At 36.7% G+C, this 22253-nt stretch carries 16 protein-coding genes and 1 other annotated feature; of the genes, 15 read left to right on the plus strand and 1 reads right to left on the minus strand.

The genetic code is table 11. The annotated features are described in order from the left end of the window. Positions 1–56: 56 nt before the first annotated feature. From ACFSX4_RS02085 to ACFSX4_RS02130, 10 genes are all read left to right on the plus strand, one after another. Positions 57–4490, plus strand: a complete 4434-nt coding sequence (locus ACFSX4_RS02085; RefSeq protein ID WP_377771064.1) for a tape measure protein — start codon at positions 57–59, stop codon at positions 4488–4490. Between the two features lie 32 nt (positions 4491–4522). After that, complete coding sequence (locus tag ACFSX4_RS02090; protein ID WP_377771066.1) at positions 4523–6043, plus strand: distal tail protein Dit; 1521 nt, start codon at positions 4523–4525, stop codon at positions 6041–6043. Between the two features lie 21 nt (positions 6044–6064). Continuing rightward, the gene (locus ACFSX4_RS02095) at positions 6065–11440 is read left to right on the plus strand and encodes a phage tail spike protein (protein ID WP_377771068.1); all 5376 of its coding nucleotides are present in this window, start codon (positions 6065–6067) and stop codon (positions 11438–11440) included. Positions 11441–11504: 64 nt separating this feature from the next. Next, positions 11505–11666 carry a hypothetical protein gene (locus ACFSX4_RS02100; protein ID WP_377771070.1) on the plus strand — a complete coding sequence of 54 codons (162 nt, stop codon included), beginning with the start codon at positions 11505–11507 and terminating at the stop codon, positions 11664–11666. Between the two features lie 36 nt (positions 11667–11702). Then, the gene (locus tag ACFSX4_RS02105; RefSeq protein ID WP_377771072.1) at positions 11703–12110 is read left to right on the plus strand and encodes a hypothetical protein; all 408 of its coding nucleotides are present in this window, start codon (positions 11703–11705) and stop codon (positions 12108–12110) included. Between the two features lie 17 nt (positions 12111–12127). After that, complete coding sequence (locus ACFSX4_RS02110; protein ID WP_377771074.1) at positions 12128–12418, plus strand: phage holin; 291 nt, start codon at positions 12128–12130, stop codon at positions 12416–12418. Continuing rightward, entirely contained in the window at positions 12418–12999 is a 582-nt protein-coding gene (locus tag ACFSX4_RS02115) for a hypothetical protein (RefSeq protein ID WP_377771076.1), read from the plus strand. Before ACFSX4_RS02110 ends, ACFSX4_RS02115 begins: the two co-directional genes overlap by 1 nt. Then, a complete protein-coding gene (locus ACFSX4_RS02120) occupies positions 12999–13799 on the plus strand; it encodes a LamG-like jellyroll fold domain-containing protein (protein ID WP_377771078.1) in 801 nt (266 codons plus the stop codon). Before ACFSX4_RS02115 ends, ACFSX4_RS02120 begins: the two co-directional genes overlap by 1 nt. A gap of 1 nt (position 13800) precedes the next feature. Further along, positions 13801–14013, plus strand: a complete 213-nt coding sequence (locus ACFSX4_RS02125) for a hypothetical protein (protein WP_377771080.1) — start codon at positions 13801–13803, stop codon at positions 14011–14013. Between the two features lie 55 nt (positions 14014–14068). Next, positions 14069–15031, plus strand: a complete 963-nt coding sequence (locus ACFSX4_RS02130) for an N-acetylmuramoyl-L-alanine amidase (protein ID WP_377771082.1) — start codon at positions 14069–14071, stop codon at positions 15029–15031. 59 nt (positions 15032–15090) lie between these two features. On the opposite strand, the gene ACFSX4_RS02135 is transcribed toward ACFSX4_RS02130, so the two are convergent. After that, positions 15091–15300, minus strand: coding sequence for a DUF378 domain-containing protein (locus tag ACFSX4_RS02135; RefSeq protein WP_377771084.1), 210 nt, complete (start codon positions 15298–15300; stop codon positions 15091–15093). Positions 15301–15543: 243 nt separating this feature from the next. Here ACFSX4_RS02135 and ACFSX4_RS02140 point away from each other — a divergent pair, with 243 nt between their 5' ends. The 5 genes from ACFSX4_RS02140 to ACFSX4_RS02160 all read left to right on the plus strand — a co-directional run bounded on the left by ACFSX4_RS02140 (position 15544) and on the right by ACFSX4_RS02160 (position 22164). Beyond that, positions 15544–15813: a hypothetical protein gene (locus tag ACFSX4_RS02140; protein WP_377771086.1), complete on the plus strand. Its 270-nt coding sequence runs from the start codon at positions 15544–15546 to the stop codon at positions 15811–15813. Between the two features lie 445 nt (positions 15814–16258). Next, entirely contained in the window at positions 16259–16771 is a 513-nt protein-coding gene (locus ACFSX4_RS02145) for a c-type cytochrome (protein WP_377771088.1), read from the plus strand. A gap of 129 nt (positions 16772–16900) precedes the next feature. Next, positions 16901–17962 (plus strand): AbrB family transcriptional regulator, encoded by a 1062-nt coding sequence (locus ACFSX4_RS02150; RefSeq protein WP_377771091.1) that lies wholly within the window; start codon positions 16901–16903, stop codon positions 17960–17962. 41 nt (positions 17963–18003) lie between these two features. Continuing rightward, positions 18004–18212, plus strand: a binding site (T-box leader). 43 nt (positions 18213–18255) lie between these two features. Continuing rightward, a complete protein-coding gene (locus ACFSX4_RS02155; protein ID WP_377771093.1) occupies positions 18256–20886 on the plus strand; it encodes a valine--tRNA ligase in 2631 nt (876 codons plus the stop codon). A gap of 3 nt (positions 20887–20889) precedes the next feature. Next, positions 20890–22164: a bifunctional folylpolyglutamate synthase/dihydrofolate synthase gene (locus tag ACFSX4_RS02160; protein ID WP_377771095.1), complete on the plus strand. Its 1275-nt coding sequence runs from the start codon at positions 20890–20892 to the stop codon at positions 22162–22164. Positions 22165–22253: the final 89 nt, after the last annotated feature.

The raw sequence follows: 22253 nt of genomic DNA on the forward strand, positions 1-22253 counted from the left end.
TTATGCCTAATTTTAAACATTCGATAAATAAGTAAAGATAGAAAGAAGTGAATAATGTGACACAAAGTTTGGGAAAGATGTCAATTGCAGTTGGGCTTAATCTCAGCGACTTAGGTAGTTCATCTAAAGTTTTAAAACAACAGATGAGACAAGTGAACAGTGAGATGAAAGTTAATGCTTCAGCATTGAAAAACTCAAGTAGCGAAGCTGATAAACTCGGTTCAACGTTAAAAGGACTGGAGAAGAAGCAAAAAGTACAAGAAGCTCTAGTTGATTCAGCGGCAGACGCTTACGAAAAAATGGTTGAAAAACATGGTGAAGCATCAGACGAAGCACGAACATATGCGACTCGACTTAACGAAGAGAAAGCAAAATTAAACGATGTTAAAAATGCAATCGAAAATACTAAAGGTGAACTTGACGATTACACCAAAAAGACAGCAGAAGCAGAAGAGCAACAAAGACAATTAAATGAAGAATTAGAAAGACAACGAAAAATAGCCGATTCACCATGGACTAAATTGTCTCAAGGAATGGAAACATACGGTAATAAATTAGTTAGTGTCGGCACAGGTATGAAAGACTTTGGTGGACTGTTAACTAAGTCAATTACACTTCCAGCAATTGGTGCAGTTACCGCAATCGGTGGTATTACAGCGGCATTCGGTTGGAAAAGGTTAGTAGCAATCGACTCAGCTAGAGCACAATTACAAGGATTAGGTTACGATGCCGAAGGCGTAGACAGGATATCATCTCAAGTTTCGGATGCGATTCAAGGCACTATTACAACTATGGCTGAGGGTACAAGTATCGCAGCAGGTGCACTAGCCGCAGGCGTTGAAGAGGGTGCAGAGTTAGAAGAATACATAAAAAGAGTAGGTAACGCTGCCGTTGGTGCCAATCGACCAGTTGCAGATATGGCTCAAATATTCAACCGTGTTCAAGGTGGCGGAAGAATGATGACTATGGAGCTAAATATGATAGAGGACGGAATGCCCGGATTTGCTCAAGCGATGGCTAAGCATTTGGGAATTGGACTCGAAGAATTCAGGAAAATGGTATCAGAAGGAAAGGTGTCCTCTGAAGACTTTATGACAGTAATGGACGACTTCGCAGGTGGAATGGCTGAAGCTTATGCCGGTACTTGGGAAGGTATGGTAGCTAATACGAAGTCTAACATTGGAATTATTGGACAAAACTTACTATCTGGTGTATTTGAGCAATCCAAAGAATCAATCGGTCAATTCCTCGAATTATTACGCTCAGATGATTTGAAAAATTGGGCTTCTGAAGCAGGTGAAAAATTAGGTACAGCATTCACTCAAATTGTTGAAAAAGTTAAAGGTGCAGTGGAGTGGTTCACTAAACTAGAAACTGAAACTCAAAAATTATATGGAATATTTACATTAGCAGCAGTCGCAGCAGGACCTTTAATCACAGTGTTTGGAACGATATTAATATTTATCGGTCAAGTGATGAAAACATTATCTCCTTTGTTTGCGTTAATCGGTAAAGCAGGTGGATTATTCAAAATACTGGGTACAGCAGTAGGTTTACTATTTACACCAGTTGGATTAATAGTAGGCGCAATCGCAGGACTAGCGGCAGGCTTTATTATAGCATACAACAACTCTGACACCTTCAGGCAAGGCGTTCACAATGTAATCGAACGAGTTAGAGAAGGCTGGGAATACATAAAAGAATTCGGTTCAGGTATCAAAGATTTATTCACAGGTTCTGAAGAAAATGGAATGAAAATATTATCCGCTTTGGGAGTAACAGATGATAATATTCAACGAATACTCGGATTAAGAGACAATGTAATGTCTGTAAAAGACAAAATTATAGAATTAAAAGATAATATAGTTGCTCAAGTTCAACCTGCACTAGAAGGCGTAATGAGCTTTATTAGCGATATTGGCACACGATTAAAAGAAATGTGGAATGAAAATGCTTCATCTATTATTCCGACAGTAACGAATATTGGAAATATAGTATCGACTGTATTTAATGCCATTCTTACAGTTATCAACTTTGTAATGCCTGCTGTATCCTTCATTATCAAAATGGTTTGGGAAAACATAAAAGGCGTTATAAATGGTGGATTAACTTTCATTGATGGCTTAATTAAAGTGTTCACTGGAATTTTTACAGGTGATTTCTCTAAACTTTGGGAAGGCGTTAAAAACATATTTTTCGGCGGAATCCAATTTGTATGGAACTTATTCCAGCTCATGTTTTATGGAAGAATTATAAAAGGTGTAGGTACACTTGTCACTAGCTTCAGTGGATTAATACGTTCACTGTGGACGAATGTAGTTAAATTCTTTACGAGTATGTCAGATTCAGCAATATTGAGAGTCTATTATATGAGAGACTGGGTAGTTAAAACGATTAGAAGTCTTTATGAGACAGTCGTTCTCAGAATAATGTACATGAGAGACAGCGTTGTTAAAACAGTAACTTCAATGAGAGATAGATTCACCGATTTAGTTCGATATTTATACATTAGAGTGAGAGACATATTCTCAACTTTGAGAGCTAGAGTAGTCGATATTGTAACAAATTTAAGAACTAGAGTGACTGATTTAATATCAAATTTAAGAACTAGATTTACTGAAATAGTCACGAATTTATTCAATCGAGTAAGAGACACATTTACAAGATTAAGGGATAGAGCTTCCGATATCATGCTTGCGATGAGAATGCGAATTGCTGATACTATTAGCCGTCTAAGAGATGCGGTAGTCAATCGAGTCACAAATTTACGAGATAGAGCAGTCGCAGGTTTTAATCGTCTGAAAGATAGAGCTAGTAAAATGGTTAAAGACCTAAAAGATAAAGTTTCTAAATATTTTGATGATATGGTCGAAGGCGCAAAGGCGCTACCTGGTAAACTTGGAGACGGAATAAAGAACTTTGCATACAAAGCAATCAACGGCGCTATAACGATGGGTAATTCTATGATTGACAAAGTGGCTAATGTCGTAAATAAAATAATTGATGGTATTAATTCAGTCACATCTAAACTAGGAATTAAAGACAACATTAGCCATTGGAATCCAACCAAAATTAGTACAGTTGGTTCAGGAGGAGGAAGAGCTAGAGGTGCGGCAGGAGCTGCCACTGCACGATTCTCGACAGGTACGAATCCTAACGAACAATTTATTAAAAACGGAGCAATTGCTCAAAATATGTTTGGTATGGTTGGAGATAAGGGTGATGGTAACGGCTCTGGAACAAGAGAAATTGTTCAATACCCGAATGGTCAAGCTGGATTATTTGATAATAATACTGAGTTATTCCTTCCTAAGGGAACTATCATATACAACAACAAACAGACTGAGCAAATTTTAAATAGTATGCCTCAATTCTCAACAGGTACCAATGCTGGAAGTGGAACAGATATTAAGAGACCATCTCAAACAAGAGGTGCTAAGAAATCAGGATGGGGAACATTCAAAGATTTACTCTCAAATACATGGGATTACATCAAGAACCCTAAGAAAGCACTGGAAGCGATTGTAGCTAATGTAGCTCCATCTTGGGGTAAAATGTCAGGCTTTGCTCTAAATATGGCTAAAGGTGGATTTAACACTATTAAAGATAGTGCGCTTAATTTCATCACCAAAATATTCAAAGACAATGAAGGTGGAGAAGTAAATGGTGGAAGTATCCTCAATAGAGCGATTACAGCCCGATTTGGTACATACCCTCCTGCAATTGCTAGACAATTGGGCGTTTCCCGTCATTATGGTTTAGATACTGCACACAAATATGAGAAATTAACTTCTCCTGTCTCAGGCAAAGTCACTAGAGTTTGGCACGATAAATTCGGTGGTAATGCAATTCAGATTAAAGCTGGAGACTTGAACTGGTGGTTCATGCATATGCAATCAATTGCTAGGAAAGTTGGGGATGCTGTTAAAGCAGGTAAAACTAACTTAGGTGTCACAGGCAACACTGGATTACGCACAACAGGTTACCATCTTCATTCTCAAGCTATGAAAGGCGGAATTGGTAATGCTTATGCAATCGACCCTTTACCATTGCTTAGAAAAGCTCAAAAGTTCGCAACAGGTGGGCTAGTAGGAAACGGATTCTATCATCTCGGTGAAGAAGGATATAAAGAGTTTATCATTTCTACAGACCCTAAAAGAAGAGCAGATTCAGAGAAACTATTAGCATTAGCTAGTAAGACAATCCAGAAGAACAATGGCAATTTGAGACCGAATCAGCTACCAAATATATCAGGTGGAAGTAATAACAATCAAACTAAGCATGAAGTTAAAGAATTGAAATCTATGGTTGAAGAGCTAATGGAGAGTAATAAGAATCAGAACAAAATGATTGAACTACTGACTCAGTTAGTCAACAAGCCTGATATGGTAGCAGTGTATAATGAGAATCAACTTGCTAGAGACTTGCAACCAGCGATGAGCAAAAGAATGAATATAACAAGTGATAGAAACGCTAGATTTAATGTCTAGTGTTTCTTTTTATTATAGAAGGAAGTGAAAAAATGCAATTTCAAATAGCTAAAGAGCTAGACAGAAATGTCACTGAAAGATGGAGGAAATTAACTAATTTATATATTGAGAATTCGTTTGAGATTCCATCATTAAATACAGAGATAGAAACAAGAGAAATACAAGGTAGAAATGGATTCATACTCGGGGAATCAAAAGTAAATGGATATAACTTTAGTATTCCTTTCGTCTATGTGAATCATGAGAACGAACCCTATCAGGATATTGTAAATAAACTAGTTGAACATTTTACGATTGGTGAAGAAGTCAGATTGAGATTTGATAATGAGTACTGGTACTGGTTAGTCAGATTTCATGGCACGATTCAATTTAAACAGCGTACACAAGGTTATGTAGAATTTGAACTTAACTGCTTGATTACAGACCCGTTTAAACATTCCAACGAACTATTTAACACTATATCAGAAGCTGACCATCTTACCATCTACAATCAAGGTACAGCGCCTACTTATCCAGTCTTCACTGCAACCGCAAAGAAGAATGCCACTATGCTGATGATATCTAAAGCAGATGAAGATTACTTCATGATTGGCGAATCAGAGGATACTGAGAAGGCTACAAAGGATTTAACACCTTATAAATTTAATGACGAGTTCAACAATGGCACATTCAGAGGTTGGAATTATACAGCAAATGGATGGGACTATGGAACAGCTTTAGATGGTGGAGATGCTTCAGGGGGACGATTTAGTTTTAATCCGAATTCCATCTATGTCTCAAATTGGGGAGAAGCCCCTAAGACAAATTGGCATGGTGCAAGTATTCAAAAAGGTATCGGAGAGTCATTACAGGACTTCAGTATGCGATTCAAGATTCAGGTAAGAGGGAAACAACATGGTGCAGGTAAAACATTCACATATTTGTATGATGAACAGAATAGATTAGTATTCAGTGTCGGTTACGCAGATACAGCGACTTCATCAAACATGGGTGCTGTAGTCGTAAATGCATATAATCGATTTGGTGATTCCAAACGAATCTTCACAAGGCATATGGCAGGCAGCGATAAACGTTTAGACAGATTAGCTGTATTTATGCACCTAGAACGAAAAGGTAAAAGAATCAAAATAACGACATACAATTATGATGACCTAGATAGTCGAAACACAAAAAGGAGAACAGTTGTCAGAAATAGAGTAACCAAAACATATAACGATACTCAAGAAGCTTATCAGTCCAAAGTAAGAGTGATGCACATCTATCAAGCGAAAAATAAAAATAGAGAAGACTTCCAAAGACAATTGATATTAGGTATATCTATTCAGCAGTTACTACCTGCTAACAGTAATGACACACCTTACATCATTAAAAAAGGTGATGAAATAGTGATAGATAATCATAATAATTACATTTCAATAAATGAAGAGCCTATGACTCATTTAAAAGACTTTGGAAGTAACTATTACAGTATCGACCCGAATTTAACAGAAATATTTATCCTCCCCGAAAATTCATTTGAAATACAATGCGAATGGAGGAATAGATTTTATTAAAAACAGAAAAGAGTGAATGAATTGAGCAGCATACATATACTGGACAAAAACACAGAATTAATTAAAGATTTCTTAACAAATAAACCGAATGAAAAAATTGTGATTGAAGATAAGCATGTGAGAAATATTGAGAATCACACAGAAACCTTTGACTTTATTGTTGATTTAAAAGCATCAGAGAATATTAATATGAAAGATAGAGTAATTATTCCTTCCGAAAATAAAGGTGAATACAGAGAGTTTATTGTAGATGATATTGATACAAATACATTTGATGGTGAAACAGAGATTAGAACTACAGCATCATATCTTGAATTAGATAAAGGGTATCCTCATTTTCCACAAACTTTATCTCAAAGCACTGCACAGCAAGCAGTAGAGTTTGCTTTAAATATGGTGGACTGGGAGGTTGGAGAGGTTGAATATGCTGGTATCCGTACAATGAGTTGGACTTCCTACAACTCTCCTTACGAAGTATTAAAAATTATTGCAACTAGATTTGATTTACAATTAGACTTTACAATTGAGACAGAAGGAAATAAAATTACTAAGCGATTAGTACATTTACGAAATAAAGAAGCTCTATTCAACGGTAAAGAAGTGTCGAGAGGTAAGGATTTATCCAGCCTTACGGTAGAAAGACAATCAGCGGATATAGTGACTGCACTCGTTGCCCTAGCTCCTGAACCTCCAGAACCAGAAGAAGGAGAAGAGAAAAAGGAAAGATTAGTTATTTATTTACGGGATGAAGAAGCCCAATCTAAATATGGTAGAGGACAGGATTACCTTTGGTCAGTATACGAACCTGAATCTGAAGATAGTGATATGACAGAAGCAAGGCTTAGAACATTAGCAACTACTGAATTGAATAAACGAAAAGAAGCGAAAGTAGATTATTCGATTGATGCGATTGACTTAGAGCAATTCTTAGGACATGAGCAGGTGAGACTTGGTGACAAAATAAAAATAAAGGATGATTTACAAGCGCCTTACTTCTATGCTGATGCAGTAGCAAAAGAAATCTCTCGTTCAATTTTCAATCCTCTTGATAAGACTTATGTACTCGGTGAAGTAGTTGAATACACTAGAGAGCAAATATTAGCTACTTGGGAAAGTTTCAGAGAGTACTTCACTAAGCGACTACAAGAAACACAAAGCAGACTGGATAACATTGTAACTATTATCGACACTGAAGTAGAAAAAAGAATATTCAGAGGTGCTACACCTCCTGAGAATCCTATAAATGGACAACTATGGCTAGATACCTCTAATCCCGATAAAGCTGTTCTGAAAGAGTATATCAACGGTATGTGGGTAATCAGAATAGACAATCCATCTGAAGAGGATATAGAAGCAATCAGCAGAGCGACAGCAATGTACGAGTCTATTGTATCTCAGCTGAGACATATGGAAGCTCTACAAATGCAATTATTTACAAGAGCAAACAAAGTAAAAGATGATGAGTATTTAAACGAATTTCACAGAAATAATTTGAATGACAAAATGAGTGCGGTTATTGGCACTTATAATATACTCAAAACTGAAGTAGATAAATATAAGAACTCGAAGAAGGTAACGTTGCAACAAGCAAACTACATTCAGCAATTGATGATTAACTATTCAAATATGATGAACGAATTAAATACTGCTATCATTGAAGCTGAAAACTATGCCTTAAAGCATCTCGAAATTCTACAACAACAATACACAGATGAGAAATTTAATGAAGCAGTAGAAACAACAGCAGAAAGATTAGGATTCATAGTTGAAGATGGTGTCATTAAGATTGGTGAAAATACTGCTCTGAGTGGACTAGTTGAAATCATAAATGAAAGCACTGAAGAACAACTTAAATCAGTTGTAAGAGTATCCGATTACGAAGCTGACAAAGCAGGTATCATTGAAAGATTAGATGCTTCCGATTCAGAGAGAACGCAACTATCTAACCAGATTAAAGATAGAGTAACGCTCACTGATTATAACAAGGATAAAGATGAAAATTCAGGTAGAATTAAAACGCTTGAAACTTCCATTGAACAAAATGGAAAAGCCATTGAATTAAAAGCTTCTAAGACTGACATAGACTCAGTGAGGAAGACACTTTCAGACACTAAAGCAGACTTAACTGTAAGAGCAGATTCAATTGAAACGAATGTCAGAGGACTCAATGACGATTTAGAATTAACGAAATCCACGATTCAACAAACTTCAGATAATATTAACCTCAGAATTAATACCCTCAATATTGGGGGAGATAACCTCATACCTAAAGCCGATTTTTCTTTATATAATAGTCCACCTCAAGGCTGGTCAGCTTGGGGAAGTAGTAACTATCTTAACTCCAATATTATAGGTGGAAAAGTTCTCCTAGCACAAACTCCAAATCCTAATAACAATTCGAACACTTCAACTTTAGGCTTCCAATCTCCTCATTTATTCAAAGATGTTAAAGAAGGTAAATTCTACACTCTAAGCTGGTATGCAAACACATCAGCTTCATTTGATTCTGCTTTCAGATATTGTTTCTTAATGAACCCGAGTGGAAGCAATCAGAATTTAGCAACTCCTGAAATTGTGAGTACAGGTAATAGTATTGCTGATATGAGTCAAACTTATACTCAATACAAACTGACTTTCAAAGCTAATTTTAGTGGAAGAGCTTATGTGTTAATCGGTGGACATTATTCTGCTAACACTTATGCATTCATTTATATGAGTGAACCTCAATTAGAAGAAGGGGAGTTTGCAACATCTTTCAAAGCATCTACTGAAGAAACAATCAAGCAAGATAATTTAGTATCATCTATCAATCTCGACACTTCAGGAACAAAAATTCAAGGTAAACAAGTAGATATTAATGCGAACGACATTAATTTAACCGCAAACAATTCATTTAACTCACTAGTTACAGATGTATCTAAAATTTCATCCTCCATAGCATCAGGAACAGTCCGTTACTCAGGAGTTGACCGTACAAATTGGAGAGACTTAGTTGAGGTAGATGGTTCGCAATTCAATGACCAATACTCATATGATGTAACAGCTAAAGTAAGAGGAACAAATACTGAAACTTTAATTGCTTCACTCACTTCAAAAGGCTCAGGAAATGGCTGGGATTTATCAGTGAGAGAAGATAATGGTGGCTCGGCATGGAGACCTCAGATATATACAATTTCATCAGGCGGAGCTAGAATTCGTACAGCAGGAACCACAGCATCAACTTGGACTATAGAAGTGTCATACAACAAATACATAGGAACAGGCACAGGAATGTCATGGGCTGATTCCAAAATTACTCAAACAGCAAATAATATCACCTTAGAGGTTAACAAGAAAACAGATGAGTCTACAGTACGCTCATTAATCTCTCAATCGGCTACTAATATCAACCTTAGAGTGGATACAGCACAAGATAGAGCAGATAGTGCATGGTCAAGGGCAAGTACAGGTATAAATAATGCTGCAAGTGCTGACACTAAAGCTTCAAATGCTGCAACAGTAGCTGGTAGAGCTGAAGGTAAGATTGATGGTTTAGAAGTTGGAGCAGATAATTTAATCCCAGACTCTGGGTGGCATAAAGAGCCTTCTGGAAGTTACTTAATCCCTAATAATTGGAGAAATCCAGTTGGTGGTATTGTTTGGTCTGGTAGGCAGAATAGCTATTGGATGTTGATACGAGTAAACAATAGTTCAGATGGCTCAAGTGGTTCAACAAGCAATAGTTATTACGGACTAAGAACTCCATCTTTATCGGAACCTTTAGTAGAAGGACAAGAGTACACTTTTACTTTTAAAGCTAGAAATTTAGCAGGAAGTAATTATAACTTTAGTTACACATATGTAATATATGATAACAACAATCCGAACCAAAGAATAATTCCTACTCGAATTAAAAATGTGGATAATGCTGGTCAGTTATGGTCTGTAACTTTCACATCCAGACACAATGATACAGCTCACATATTAATCGGACACAGTGGAATCTCTGGGGAGCATAACGCTTTCTATCTAAAAGAACCGATATTAGCAAAAGGTAATAGAACAACACCTTGGTCTGATTCTATTCTTAACAAACCTGACAAAGACAAAATCATCACAGAAATCAATCTAACTCAGGATACTGCTGAAATCAGTGCTCAGAAAATACAGTTGAACGGTGATTTAATTAAAGTGAATGGTCAGATGAGAGTTGGAGATATTAACTTCAACAGAGCAACTGCAACTGGTGGTTCTGGTACATCTACCTTAAAAATGCAAGGTGACATGGTTGAGTTAAGAGGTAACTATACAAGACAATGGAGAGGTTCTACTGCCACAGAAAATGTTTATACTGTGATGGAAAAAGGTCATATGAGATTTAGAAATGAATCTAGAGACCGTACATTATTCTATTCTGATTTTGGAATCTCAACTTATGCTGATGGTCGAGGCGCTAACGAAGATTCATCAGGTACAATAAGTTTCTTTGACCATACTTATAGCCCTACAGCTAGAGGTTTATTAGCGCATTCTACTTGGGGAGTAGTTGGTCTAAAAAGTGATAATAACCGAATTATTTTAGAATCAGGAAAAAGTAACTTTGTATACGCTGCTACTCCTAGAATGAGAGTAGTTACAGACCCTGATAAACCTACTGATTACTCTGAATTCCAAGCTGGTGAAGTGTTAGTTAAAAATATCAGAGCCAATGAAGGAGAGTCTAACTTCTACATTGGTGTTTCTACTAATGAGCTTAGAGTCACTAACAACCTTTTTTACAATGGCGGAAACACAGGATACAGACCAGTAAGAGCATGGACATTTATTTCTCAAGGCGGAATGATGATGGAAAATCATGCGGCTGGTAACTCTTATATAGGTGTTGGCACTGGAGAATTAAGAATCACCAATAACAATGGCTATAATGGTGGAAATACCACTTATAGAACAATCAGAAGTAATGGCATTGCTTTAGAGGGCATGATTACTACTCATTTTAGTGGAGATAACTTCTACTTTGGTGTTGGTGGTAGTGAATTAAGAATCACCGATAACAATGGTTCAAGCGGTAACTATAGAGATATCAGAGCTAGAAACTTTTATAAAGGAACATCTAGTTCACCTCTTTCATTGTTTAGCAGTTTAACTGAAAAACCTGTAAAAAATGAAGCAAGTCAATTGATTGAAGAAATTGATTTAGTGAGATATAAAACTCAAGACTACCCTGAATATGACACATTTGGAACATCTGCAATCACACCTCAGAATAGTGAGGAAAAAGATGGTGTAGATATTGGTCAAGCGACTATGTTGTTGGTTAAAGCTAATCAAGAGTTGATTCAGAGTAATCGGGAGTTACAAGATAAAATAGAGCAACAAGAAGAAAGATTAAATAAACTAGAAGAACTCTTACTTTAATTAGTGAGAGTTCTTTTTAATATCAAAAAAATAAAAGAAATGAAGATATGAGGAGAATATAAAAATGAAAAAATTAGAAGATATGACACAAGAAGAATTAATCCAACAGGTAGTAGTATTAGAAAAAGCGATAAATAAATTGGCAAGCAGAGTAGCTAATGTAGAGGTTAATTACGCTATTTTAGAAGCTCAAATACCTGAGCAAAATGAGCAAGTGCAACCGTAAAACTATAAAAAAATAACAATATTGCAGGTGTAGAAAGTGACAAATGAAAACGATAAAAGCAACAAAAACTATGTAACTCAAGTTGAACTATACAAACACACTCAAAAAATGCATGACAAATTAGATGACAAAATTGATGAAATTGATGATAAACATACTGAACGTAATCACGAGTTGAAAATTTTAATTACGACAATGACAGAGACAAATAAGAGCATTGAAAATAATACAAGTAGAACTGCTGAAAGTGTCGAGAAGTTAAGTAGCGAATTGAAGCAGAGTCATTCCGAAACAAGCAATAAAGTATCAGATTTGAGTTACCGAACAAAGAAAATTGAAGATGATAAAGCAGGCAGAATTACAATAATGGTCGCTTTAATTGGTGGAGGATTAACCTTATTAGGTGTCATTCTTAAACCGTTTATCGAATCAATTTTTATGTAAAAAGGAGATTTAAAAAAATGAATAAAATTAAAATAATGTTAACCAATTTATTTCAAAATAAAGCATTAATGATGAGAGCAACACTACTTATTTATGCTTTGATTAATCAGTTCCTTGTGATGAAAGGATATAGTCCACTGCCATTTACTGAAGCTGAGCTAGAAGAAGGCATAACTATGTTGATTACAATTGTGGCTACCGCATTAATAGCATATAAAGACACACCTTTATCAAATGAAGCAGTAGAAGCGAATCAATATATGAAGCAACAGAAAGCAGAACGGAAGAATAAAGGGGGTCACAAATAATGCAAGTGCAAAATAGTTACTTACAACTACTTAATTACGAGAGAGCAACTAGTCTTCAATTAATCCAAGGTGATAAATCTAAAATTTCTTTAAGAATACTCGATAAGTCTCAAAAAGTGATGGAAAAATTAAATGGTAAGACAGCGCAAATTTCAATTATTCAAGTTGATGGAAATATACTAAGAGAATTAATTGAAGTACAAGTTGAAAATAGTAAGGTTACGTTTAACCTAGAGACTGTATTGGAAGCGACTGAACATGAGATTAGAGTTCAAATTGAAGATTACTTCTTTCCGTCTTCTAGTGCGACTTTTAAATTAATTATTCTTCCTGCTCATAATTTAAGTGATGTAGATGTTTCAAAAATTGAAACTATTGATATCGTTGTAGATGCTTTAAGAGAAGATGTTGTGACTGAAGCAATTAGACATATTGATAATAACAAGGAAAAATTTAAAGGAGATAAAGGGGATAAAGGTGAAGCTATTATTGTTCAACCTAAAATTTATACTAGAGAAGAGTACGAAAATCTCGAAGAAATTGAGGATGACTTACTTTATATAATTGTGGGTGAAGATTAATGATTGAAATTAAATATGGTCACGATGTTTTATATAAAAATGAATATAATCAACTACCTTCTTTCAAATTAGGTAATAATGAATCTAAATTTTTATTTAAGGGAGACAAATTAGTCTCTCCTAATTATGCTCAATCTGATAGTTTAATTCTTCATTACGACTTTACATCACTGAATAATAATTCGACTAATAGAGCGGTAGCATCTGACTTATCAGGCAACGGCAATGACGGTCAGTTACACAATTTTAACTTTACTGAGGAATCAGGATATGTGGATGGCGGATTGAAGTTTGATGGGGTGGATGATTATGTTAATTTTGATGAAATAGTATTCGATTCGTTAGATGAGTTTACTGTGGAATTATATATTTCTGAAGTACCAGATAATAATGGTTCTTCTTACATCTTAGGTGATGGAAACAAATCATTTTCCAATTCAACGAATACATCATTTCAAATATTTAAAAGTGAAAATGCAAAATCTATTTCTTTCAATAGGAAGGGAATGCGAAGCAGTTCAGGTGGATACAGCGTTTTAATCGATAATAAATTAAGTTATTCGATATCTGTTAAAAATAAAGAAATGAAATTTTACTTAGATGGTAAACATTTAATATACGGAAATTCAATTATAACAGATGATGAATCAACTTCAGTTTTCAACAATCTGGGTCAAGCTTACTGGTCGAGTAGTTCAGGATTTACAAAGGGAGTAGTTTCAGGGGTTCGGATATATAATAAATCGTTGTCACCCGAAGAAATCAAATACAATTATGAGATTGATAAAGAGAGGTTTTAAAATGAAGTATTCGATTGGAAAATTACTATATTTTAACGAATTAGGATTCAACACAGAGCATTGGCGTAAAAGTTTAAATGGTGAGTATGCCGTTGTGCATTACGACACTGTGAAATTTGTTGTTGATAAGGATAGATTGGAATTATACAACCATAACAGTGAAGAGTTTATTAGGCTGATGAATAGTAGTGAATGGTCAGAGGAAAATAAATAATAATAAAAATTGAATACATATCAAATTAGAGCAGCTAAACGGCTGCTCTTTTTTTATGTTCCGAAATGAAATAAAACTACAAATTTTTATAGGAGATGAAGAAATTATGACTTACAGAGTAGCATTAGATGCAGGACATGGAAGGCATACAGCAGGAAAGCGAAGTCCAGCAGGAGAAAGAGAATGGTTTTTCAATGACAAAGTAGTGAGAGCCGCAACTGCTGAATTGAATACATATCAGAATGTAATAGTAAGACGATTAGACGACCCCTCAGGGCAACGAGATATTCCATTAGCACAAAGAACTAACAATGCTAATAATTGGAATGCTCATGTATTAGTATCTTGCCATCACAACGCATTAGCAGGTAAATGGTTTAACGGAGGTGGAGTTGAAACGTTTATTCCGCAAGGTAATGCTTCAAACTCAAGGAATTTAGCTAACCTAGTAAACCCTAGAGTAGTGTCGGCAATGGGATTAACTAACAGAGGTGTTAAGGTAGCTAACCTCTGGATGAACAACCAGTCCAAAATGCCTTCTATTCTTGTTGAAGGTGGATTCATGGATAGTAATATCGATATTAAAGCATTAAGAAGTGATGTTAAATTAGTTGCACAAGGTAGAGCGATTGCTACAGGCATTGCTTTATATTTAGGATTGAAGAAGAAATCTGGGAATGCTGGTAAGAGTTCTAATACTTCTAGTTCGACTAAAAATCCAACAACTAAGAAGACGAGTGACGGTTGGAATATTAATGCTCATGGAACACAGTGGAAGAAACAAACTGGAGTTTGGGTTAATGGTAATAAACCAATTACTAAGCGGAGAGGTAGTCCGAGTAGGAAAGCACCTTCAAGCGGACAAATGAAAGCTGGTCAGCGATTAGATTACCGTGAAATCGCAAGGGCTGATGGTCATATCTGGCTTTTAGATTTGAAGAGTAATCAGTGGATTCCTGTTAAGACTTGGAATAGCCGAACAGGAAAAGTCTCCAAGGATTGGGGCACATGGAAGTAATACATAAATTAAGCACAAAAATAAAAATTCCCTACTTTTATAATAGGGAATTTTTATGCTTATGGTTTAGTAGCTGTACTAATCAAACCGATAAACTTAAGGCTGTATAAAGCTGATAGTCCAACTAGGATATAAACAACTTTAGAAAGAATAGCTTCTTGACTACCAAATAGTGAAGCAACTAAATCAAATTCAAATAATCCGACCAATAACCAGTTTAAGCCACCAACAATTAAAAGTATTAAAGCAACAATATCTAACGCTTTCATGGTTATCCTCCTGTTTTTTGACTTAAAATAAATTTACCCGATGAAGCAGAAGTTAAAACATAAAAAAATAAAAATGAACCTTATAATAGTAGGTTCGCAAAATAAAATAGTTTAAATAATTATAAATCATATTGATTTTTGGCAGCTTATCTTAATTGATAGGTTGCCATTTTTTTATGGGGTTTTTTAATAAGTTCCATGGTAGTATAAAAGTGTATTAAAAAACTAACATGAGGTGCTAAGATGAATCAATATGATTTAATTAATGGATGGAAATTAGAAATAAATGTATTCCCTTTTAAGGTTTTAAAGAATGACGGTATTTTTGCAATATACCATTTGAAGGAAGGTGCTATATCAGGAATGATTGAATTTAAGAATGATGATGTTTTCAAAACTTCTTTAATTGCTTGGGAATATGATATAGAAATTGATGCGAAAAACAAAATAATTCATCTAGTCTACACCGCTGAAAAATTAGCTGAAGAAGAGATGTTAGAACAATTAGATTAATATAGGTATATTGAAGCTTACACTTTAGTAAGCTTTTTTATTTTTTAGAATATATTTAAGTATAGAGTATACCTAAATTAAAAAGGCTTGGGAGAGGTGAGGATGGTATTGTCAAAAGAGTATATTTAGACATATATAATAGTAGAAACTTGTTGACAAAACGTTACTCAGGAAGGTAAAATTTATACAAATGGAAAAGTAAGAATACTTTTTTTCCTCTGAGAACACTATAAGTTAGGCTTTTAAGACTATCTACATACCTCTTGCTTTTAGTAAAAAATGTCATCGTTCTTATCTACGAAACATACTGAAGCAGATATTCAGGACACTTTAAATGCATTTAGAAATGCGTTAGCGAGAATTAAAGAAAATTCATAAAAAATACTTCATGAAGTGCTGAATATGTGTATAATAGTTAGTGAAATAGAATATGGGGGGCGTAGATATGAGCGATGAAAAGCGCTTTGAAAATGGCAGCGAAGAGGGACGAACGTACGTCGATGGTCAACCTCGCGAAATTAAAAGTAAAAATGAAAAAGAAGATCATGCCAAAAATCCACTTGTATGGGTAATTCCGGTTATGATTGTAATTTTAATTGTGCCGTTGTTGATTTTTCACCTTGGAAATGATGATCATGAAGGTGAAGATGAGGCAGCAACTGAAGAATCTTCAGATGAAGGCGGAGAAGAAAGTGCTGAAGGTGAAGAGTCAGGTGAAGAATCTGAAGCTTCATCCGGTGATGCGGATGCTGAAGGTATCGCGCGTGACAACTGTGCATCATGTCATGGTGAAGATTTCAGCGGCGGAATGGGTCCGGCACTTGCAGGGACATCACTTGCAGAAGATGAGTTTCATGACATTGTAAGAAATGGACAAGGTTCCATGCCTGCATTTAGTGAAGATCAGCTTTCAGATGATGACATTACTGCATTATACGGCTTTTTCGGTGAACAATAATTAATATAATGGCGTATCTTCAATTTGAAGATGCGTCATTTTTCTTTTAGAGACCTTTCTATTCATGTGTAAATAGTATACACTTAAAATAATACGAAATCCGAAATATTGATTGAAGGTTATTTTTAAATGAAATATGTCCATTTACTACTATTGATTGTCACATCTTTTGTCATCTCTTTTCTGTTATTCCGTACGGGAGTTATCCTCCCCTGGCTGTTCGGCTCCATGGCAGCGACATTTTTATATATCCGCTTTGTGACGCGTGATTTTTATTTTCCGAAGTGGCTCGGCAATGTTGGTGTATTTGTCATCGGCTTTGAGATCGGCACACAGTTTACGCCTGAAACGGTTCAGGAGATGGCGGGTCATGCGGTGAGCATTATTGTGATGACGCTCTGCGTGATTATTCTGAGCCTCATACTGTCTGTTTTCTTTATGAAATTAACAGGCTGTACAGTTGAAACAGCAGTACTGTCTTCAATACCCGGTGCCTTGTCTCAAATGATATTAATGGCTGAGGAAAACAAACGGGCGGATATTCTGCTTGTGACTATTACTCAAATGTCGAGAATTGTCCTGGTGATTATTCTTGTCCCGATTATTGCACGATTTTTTCAGAGTGACACTGTGTCTGTCATCGATGACAGTGCACCGCTTCTGACGGAAAGTTTTATTACACCGATGATTTTAATACCGGTTGCTGCAGTCGTAATCATGTACATACTGAAACGGCTGAAATTTCCTGTGCCGTTTATGCTCGGCCCGATCATTGCCGTGATCATCTGGAATTTAAGCACCGGCTATGATTTCTCGATGAATATTGAATTTATGTTTGCAGCACAGATTTTGTTCGGAATTCGAATGGGCGTTCAGTTATCGTCACTTCTGAATCAACTGAACGGCCGGATGATTATTTCTATGCTGGTTCAAAATATTTTGCTCATCATTGGAACACTGCTGCTCGTCGGCCTCTTTCAAATTTTTATGGATGTTGAGTTTAATGATTTATTTTTGAGTGCGGCACCCGGCGGAATCGGTCAGTTAATTGTTGTTGCGGTTGAAATCGGGGCGGATGTTGCCATGATTTCAAGTTATCACATATTCCGGATCTTTTTCATTATATTAATTGTTACACCGCTTATTAACTATATTTTAAAAAGAAGACGACAGAAACAAAATGAAACTTGACAGATTTTTATAGTTTGATTACTATAAATTTAATGAAATATATTAAAGTACAGAAGATTAGCTTGAATTTGGCGTGAAGAGAGTATGTGGCTGGTGAAAACATACCGGAAATTTAAGTGAAAGTAATCTGTAAACAATTTAACTTGAAATCATTCAGTAGGGTTAAACGTTTTATATGCGTTAAATATATGAAGAGTGGCAGTATTTTACTGCCAAATTTAGGTGGTACCGCGGAACTCCCGTCCTATGTATAGGATTCGGGGGTTTTTATTTTGAAGAAAAGGAGTGGTTTGATGGAAATGCCCAAAAAATATCATCCACAAAGTGTAGAAGAAGGAAAATATAAAAAATGGCTGGAGGCAGGGAGCTTTAAATCTGACGCAGCAAGTGATAAAGAACCGTTCAGTATTGTCATACCGCCGCCGAATGTAACAGGGAAACTGCATCTTGGACATGCATGGGATACAACACTACAGGATATTATTACCCGGATGAAGCGGATGCAGGGATATGAAGTACTTTATCTTCCTGGAATGGATCATGCGGGAATTGCTACACAGGCAAAAGTGGATGCACGTCTCCGCGAAGAGGGGATTAACCGCCATGATATCGGCCGTGAGAAATTCCTCGAACATTCGTGGAACTGGAAAGAAGAATATGCAGATTTCATCCGCAGTCAGTGGGCGAAGCTCGGCCTCGGTCTTGATTATGATAAAGAACGTTTTACTTTGGATGAAGGGCTCTCTAAAGCAGTGCGGAAAGTGTTTGTTGACATGTATAATAAGGGTCTGATTTATAGAGGTGAGTATATTATCAACTGGGATCCTGCAACACAGACTGCCTTATCGGATATTGAAGTGATACACAAGGAAATTGAAGGTAAGTTTTATCATGTGAAATATCCGCTTGAGGACGGCTCCGGCTTCCTTGAAATCGCAACAACACGTCCTGAAACGATGCTCGGTGATACTGCAGTGGTGGTTCATCCGGATGATGAACGCTATCAGAATTACATTGGTAAAAAAGCAATTCTTCCTGTTATCGGCCGTGAGCTGCCGATTATTGCAGACAGTTATGTGGATAAAGAATTTGGAACAGGTGTCATGAAAGTCACACCTGCACATGACCCGAATGACTTTGAACTCGGCAACCGTCACAACCTGGAACGGATTAATGTTATGCATCCGGATGGTTCCATTAATGCACTCGGCGGCAAATATGAAGGAATGGATCGTTTTGAATGCAGACGCGCACTGGTTAAAGATCTGGATGACGCGGGTTACATGATTGACATTGAGTCCCACGTTCATTCAGTTGGTCATTCCGAGCGCAGCAACGCAGTGGTTGAACCTTACCTGTCCACACAATGGTTTGTGAAAATGCAGCCGCTTGCTGATGAAAGTCTTTCGAACCAGAAAACAGACAACCGTATTGATTTTGTGCCTGAACGTTTTGAAGGAACATTTAATACATGGATGGAAAATATACGTGACTGGTGTATTTCAAGACAGTTGTGGTGGGGGCACCAGATTCCTGCATGGTACCATAAAGAAACCGGTGAAATGTATGTAGGTATGGAAGCACCTGAAGATGTTGAAAACTGGGTACAGGATGAAGATGTTCTTGATACATGGTTCTCAAGTGCACTCTGGCCGTTTTCAACAATGGGCTGGCCGGAAGAAGCGGATGATTTGAAAAAATTCTTCCCGACAAATGTACTGGTAACCGGCTATGATATTATTTTCTTCTGGGTGGCACGGATGATCTTCTCATCACTTGAACATACCGGGGAAAAACCGTTTGATGATGTGCTCTTGCACGGTCTTGTCCGTGATGATCAGAACAGAAAAATGTCGAAATCCCTCGGCAACGGTGTGGATCCGATGGATGTCATTGAGAAGTATGGTGCAGATGCACTGAGATACTTCCTGTCTACAGGTACAACACCGGGGCAGGATCTGCGTTACTCCGATGAAAAAGTAGAGTCCGTATGGAACTTTATTAATAAAATCTGGAACGCATCAAGGTTCAGCCTGATGAATATCGGTGAAGATTTTAAAATGGGGGATATTAATTTAGAAGGAGATAAATCTCTTGCTGATGAATGGATTCTGACCCGTTTAAATGACACAATTGAAAATGTGACGCGTTTGTCAGAGCAGTATGAATTTGGCGAAGTCGGCCGTATATTGTATAATTTTATCTGGGACGAGTTCTGTGACTGGTATATCGAAATGGCGAAGGTACCGATGCTTGAAGGTACAGACGAAGAAAAGCATATGACACGTTCTGTTCTGTTGTATACACTGGATAAGACAATGAAAATGCTTCATCCGTTTATGCCGTTTGTAACAGAGGAAATTTATCAGTCCATTGAAAGCAACCGGACGATTGTAACCAGTGAGTGGCCGTCTGTCGATGAGACTTTGATTTATCCGCAGGCAACCAATGACATGGCACTGCTGGTTGAAATTATTAAATCAATCCGTCAGACACGAAATGAAGTGAATACACCGCTGTCTAAAGAAATCAATATTAATATTGAAGTGAAGGATGATAAGAAGCGTGAATCTGTCAGCAAAAACAGACATTATTTAGAGCGCTTCTGTAATCCGAAAACACTTGATATAAAAAGCAATATTGAAGCAGGCGACGACGATAAGACGGATGTTGTGAGCGGTGCAACGATTGTTCTGCCATTGTCAGGTCTGATTAATAAAGAAGCAGAGATTGAAAGACTGAATACTTCTCTTGAAAAGCTTGAAGGTGAGTTGAAACGTGTCGAAGGTAAATTATCAAACGAGCGTTTTGTAAGTAATGCACCTGAAGCTGTGGTTCAAAAAGAGAAAGAAAAGAAAGAGAAATATCAGCTGCAGTATGAAGAAGTTAAATCAAGATTGGAACATTTAAAGGGGATGGATTAAGTCATGAACTATGACGAAAGTTTGGCTTGGATTCATGGACGGATTAAGTTCGGAATTAAACCGGGAGTAAAGCGCATGGAATGGATGCTTCAGAGACTGAACCATCCGGAAAGAAACATTAAGGGGATTCATGTCGTGGGTACGAACGGAAAAGGCTCAACAGTAAGTTATTTAAGAAATGGATTAAATGCAAACAATTATACTGTAGGGACATTTACGTCTCCATACATTGAAACATTCAATGAACGTATTTCTCTTGACGGCCGGCCGATTTCTGATGAGGCAATTGCAGAAATCGCTGATATTGTGCGTCCGGTCAGTGAAGACATGGAAACAGAAACAGATCTCGGTACAGCAACGGAATTCGAAATTATTACGATGATGATGTTTGTATATTTCGGCCGGGTGCAGCCGGTGGATTTTGTTGTTGTTGAAGCGGGTCTTGGTGCCACGCATGATTCAACGAACGTATTTAATCCTGTGATGACAGTATTGACAAGTATTGGACTGGATCATACTGACATTCTCGGAGATACACTGCTTGATATTACAAAAGATAAATCAGGCGTGATTAAAAGCGGTGTGCCGCTCGTATTTAACGTGCATGATGAGCGTTCTAAAGATTATGTGTATAAAAGACTTGAAGAAAAAGGGTCGCTGGGCATGGCTTTGAATGCAGAAATCACCATCCGTTCTAAAAACGGTGAGTTTGACTATCAGTATAAGCACTATGATTTTGAAAATATTGTACTTTCAATGATCGGGGATCATCAAAAAGAAAATGCAGCACTCGCAATTACTGCACTGTTGGATATGTGTGAGCGGGAATTGATTGATATTGATGTCAATAAAACGATTGAAGCTGTGGAAGATACTACATGGTCCGGCCGTATTGAAAAAATCAGCGAAAATCCGTTAATTATTCTGGACGGTGCCCATAATCAGGAAGCGGTGGAGGCCCTCGTTAAGACGATGGAAACATATTACGGTGACAGAAAGATTACTGTGTTATTTTCTGCAGTCAAAGGCAAACCGCTCGGCAGTATGACAGACCGTCTTTCTGAAATCGCGGATGAATTTGTTGTGACGGAGTTTAATTTCTTTAAAGCGATGTCTGCGGACGATATTTACAAAGAGGTCAGACATACTGAGAAGCGTAAAGTGGACGATTTCATAGAGTACATTGACACGTTCAGCGGAGATGTTCTGCTTGTAACCGGAAGTCTTTATTTTATCAGTGACGTCAAACAGCACTTTAATCAATTAAATATTACGTGAATAAAATACCTCTGTAACTGAGCAATCAGGTGCAGAGGTATTTTTGTATTGAATATACATTACTAAATTTTAATTTTTTCTGACAAAAA

This window comes from Corticicoccus populi, assembly GCF_042686195.1.
In the GTDB taxonomy this organism is placed as follows: domain Bacteria; phylum Bacillota; class Bacilli; order Staphylococcales; family Salinicoccaceae; genus Corticicoccus; species Corticicoccus populi.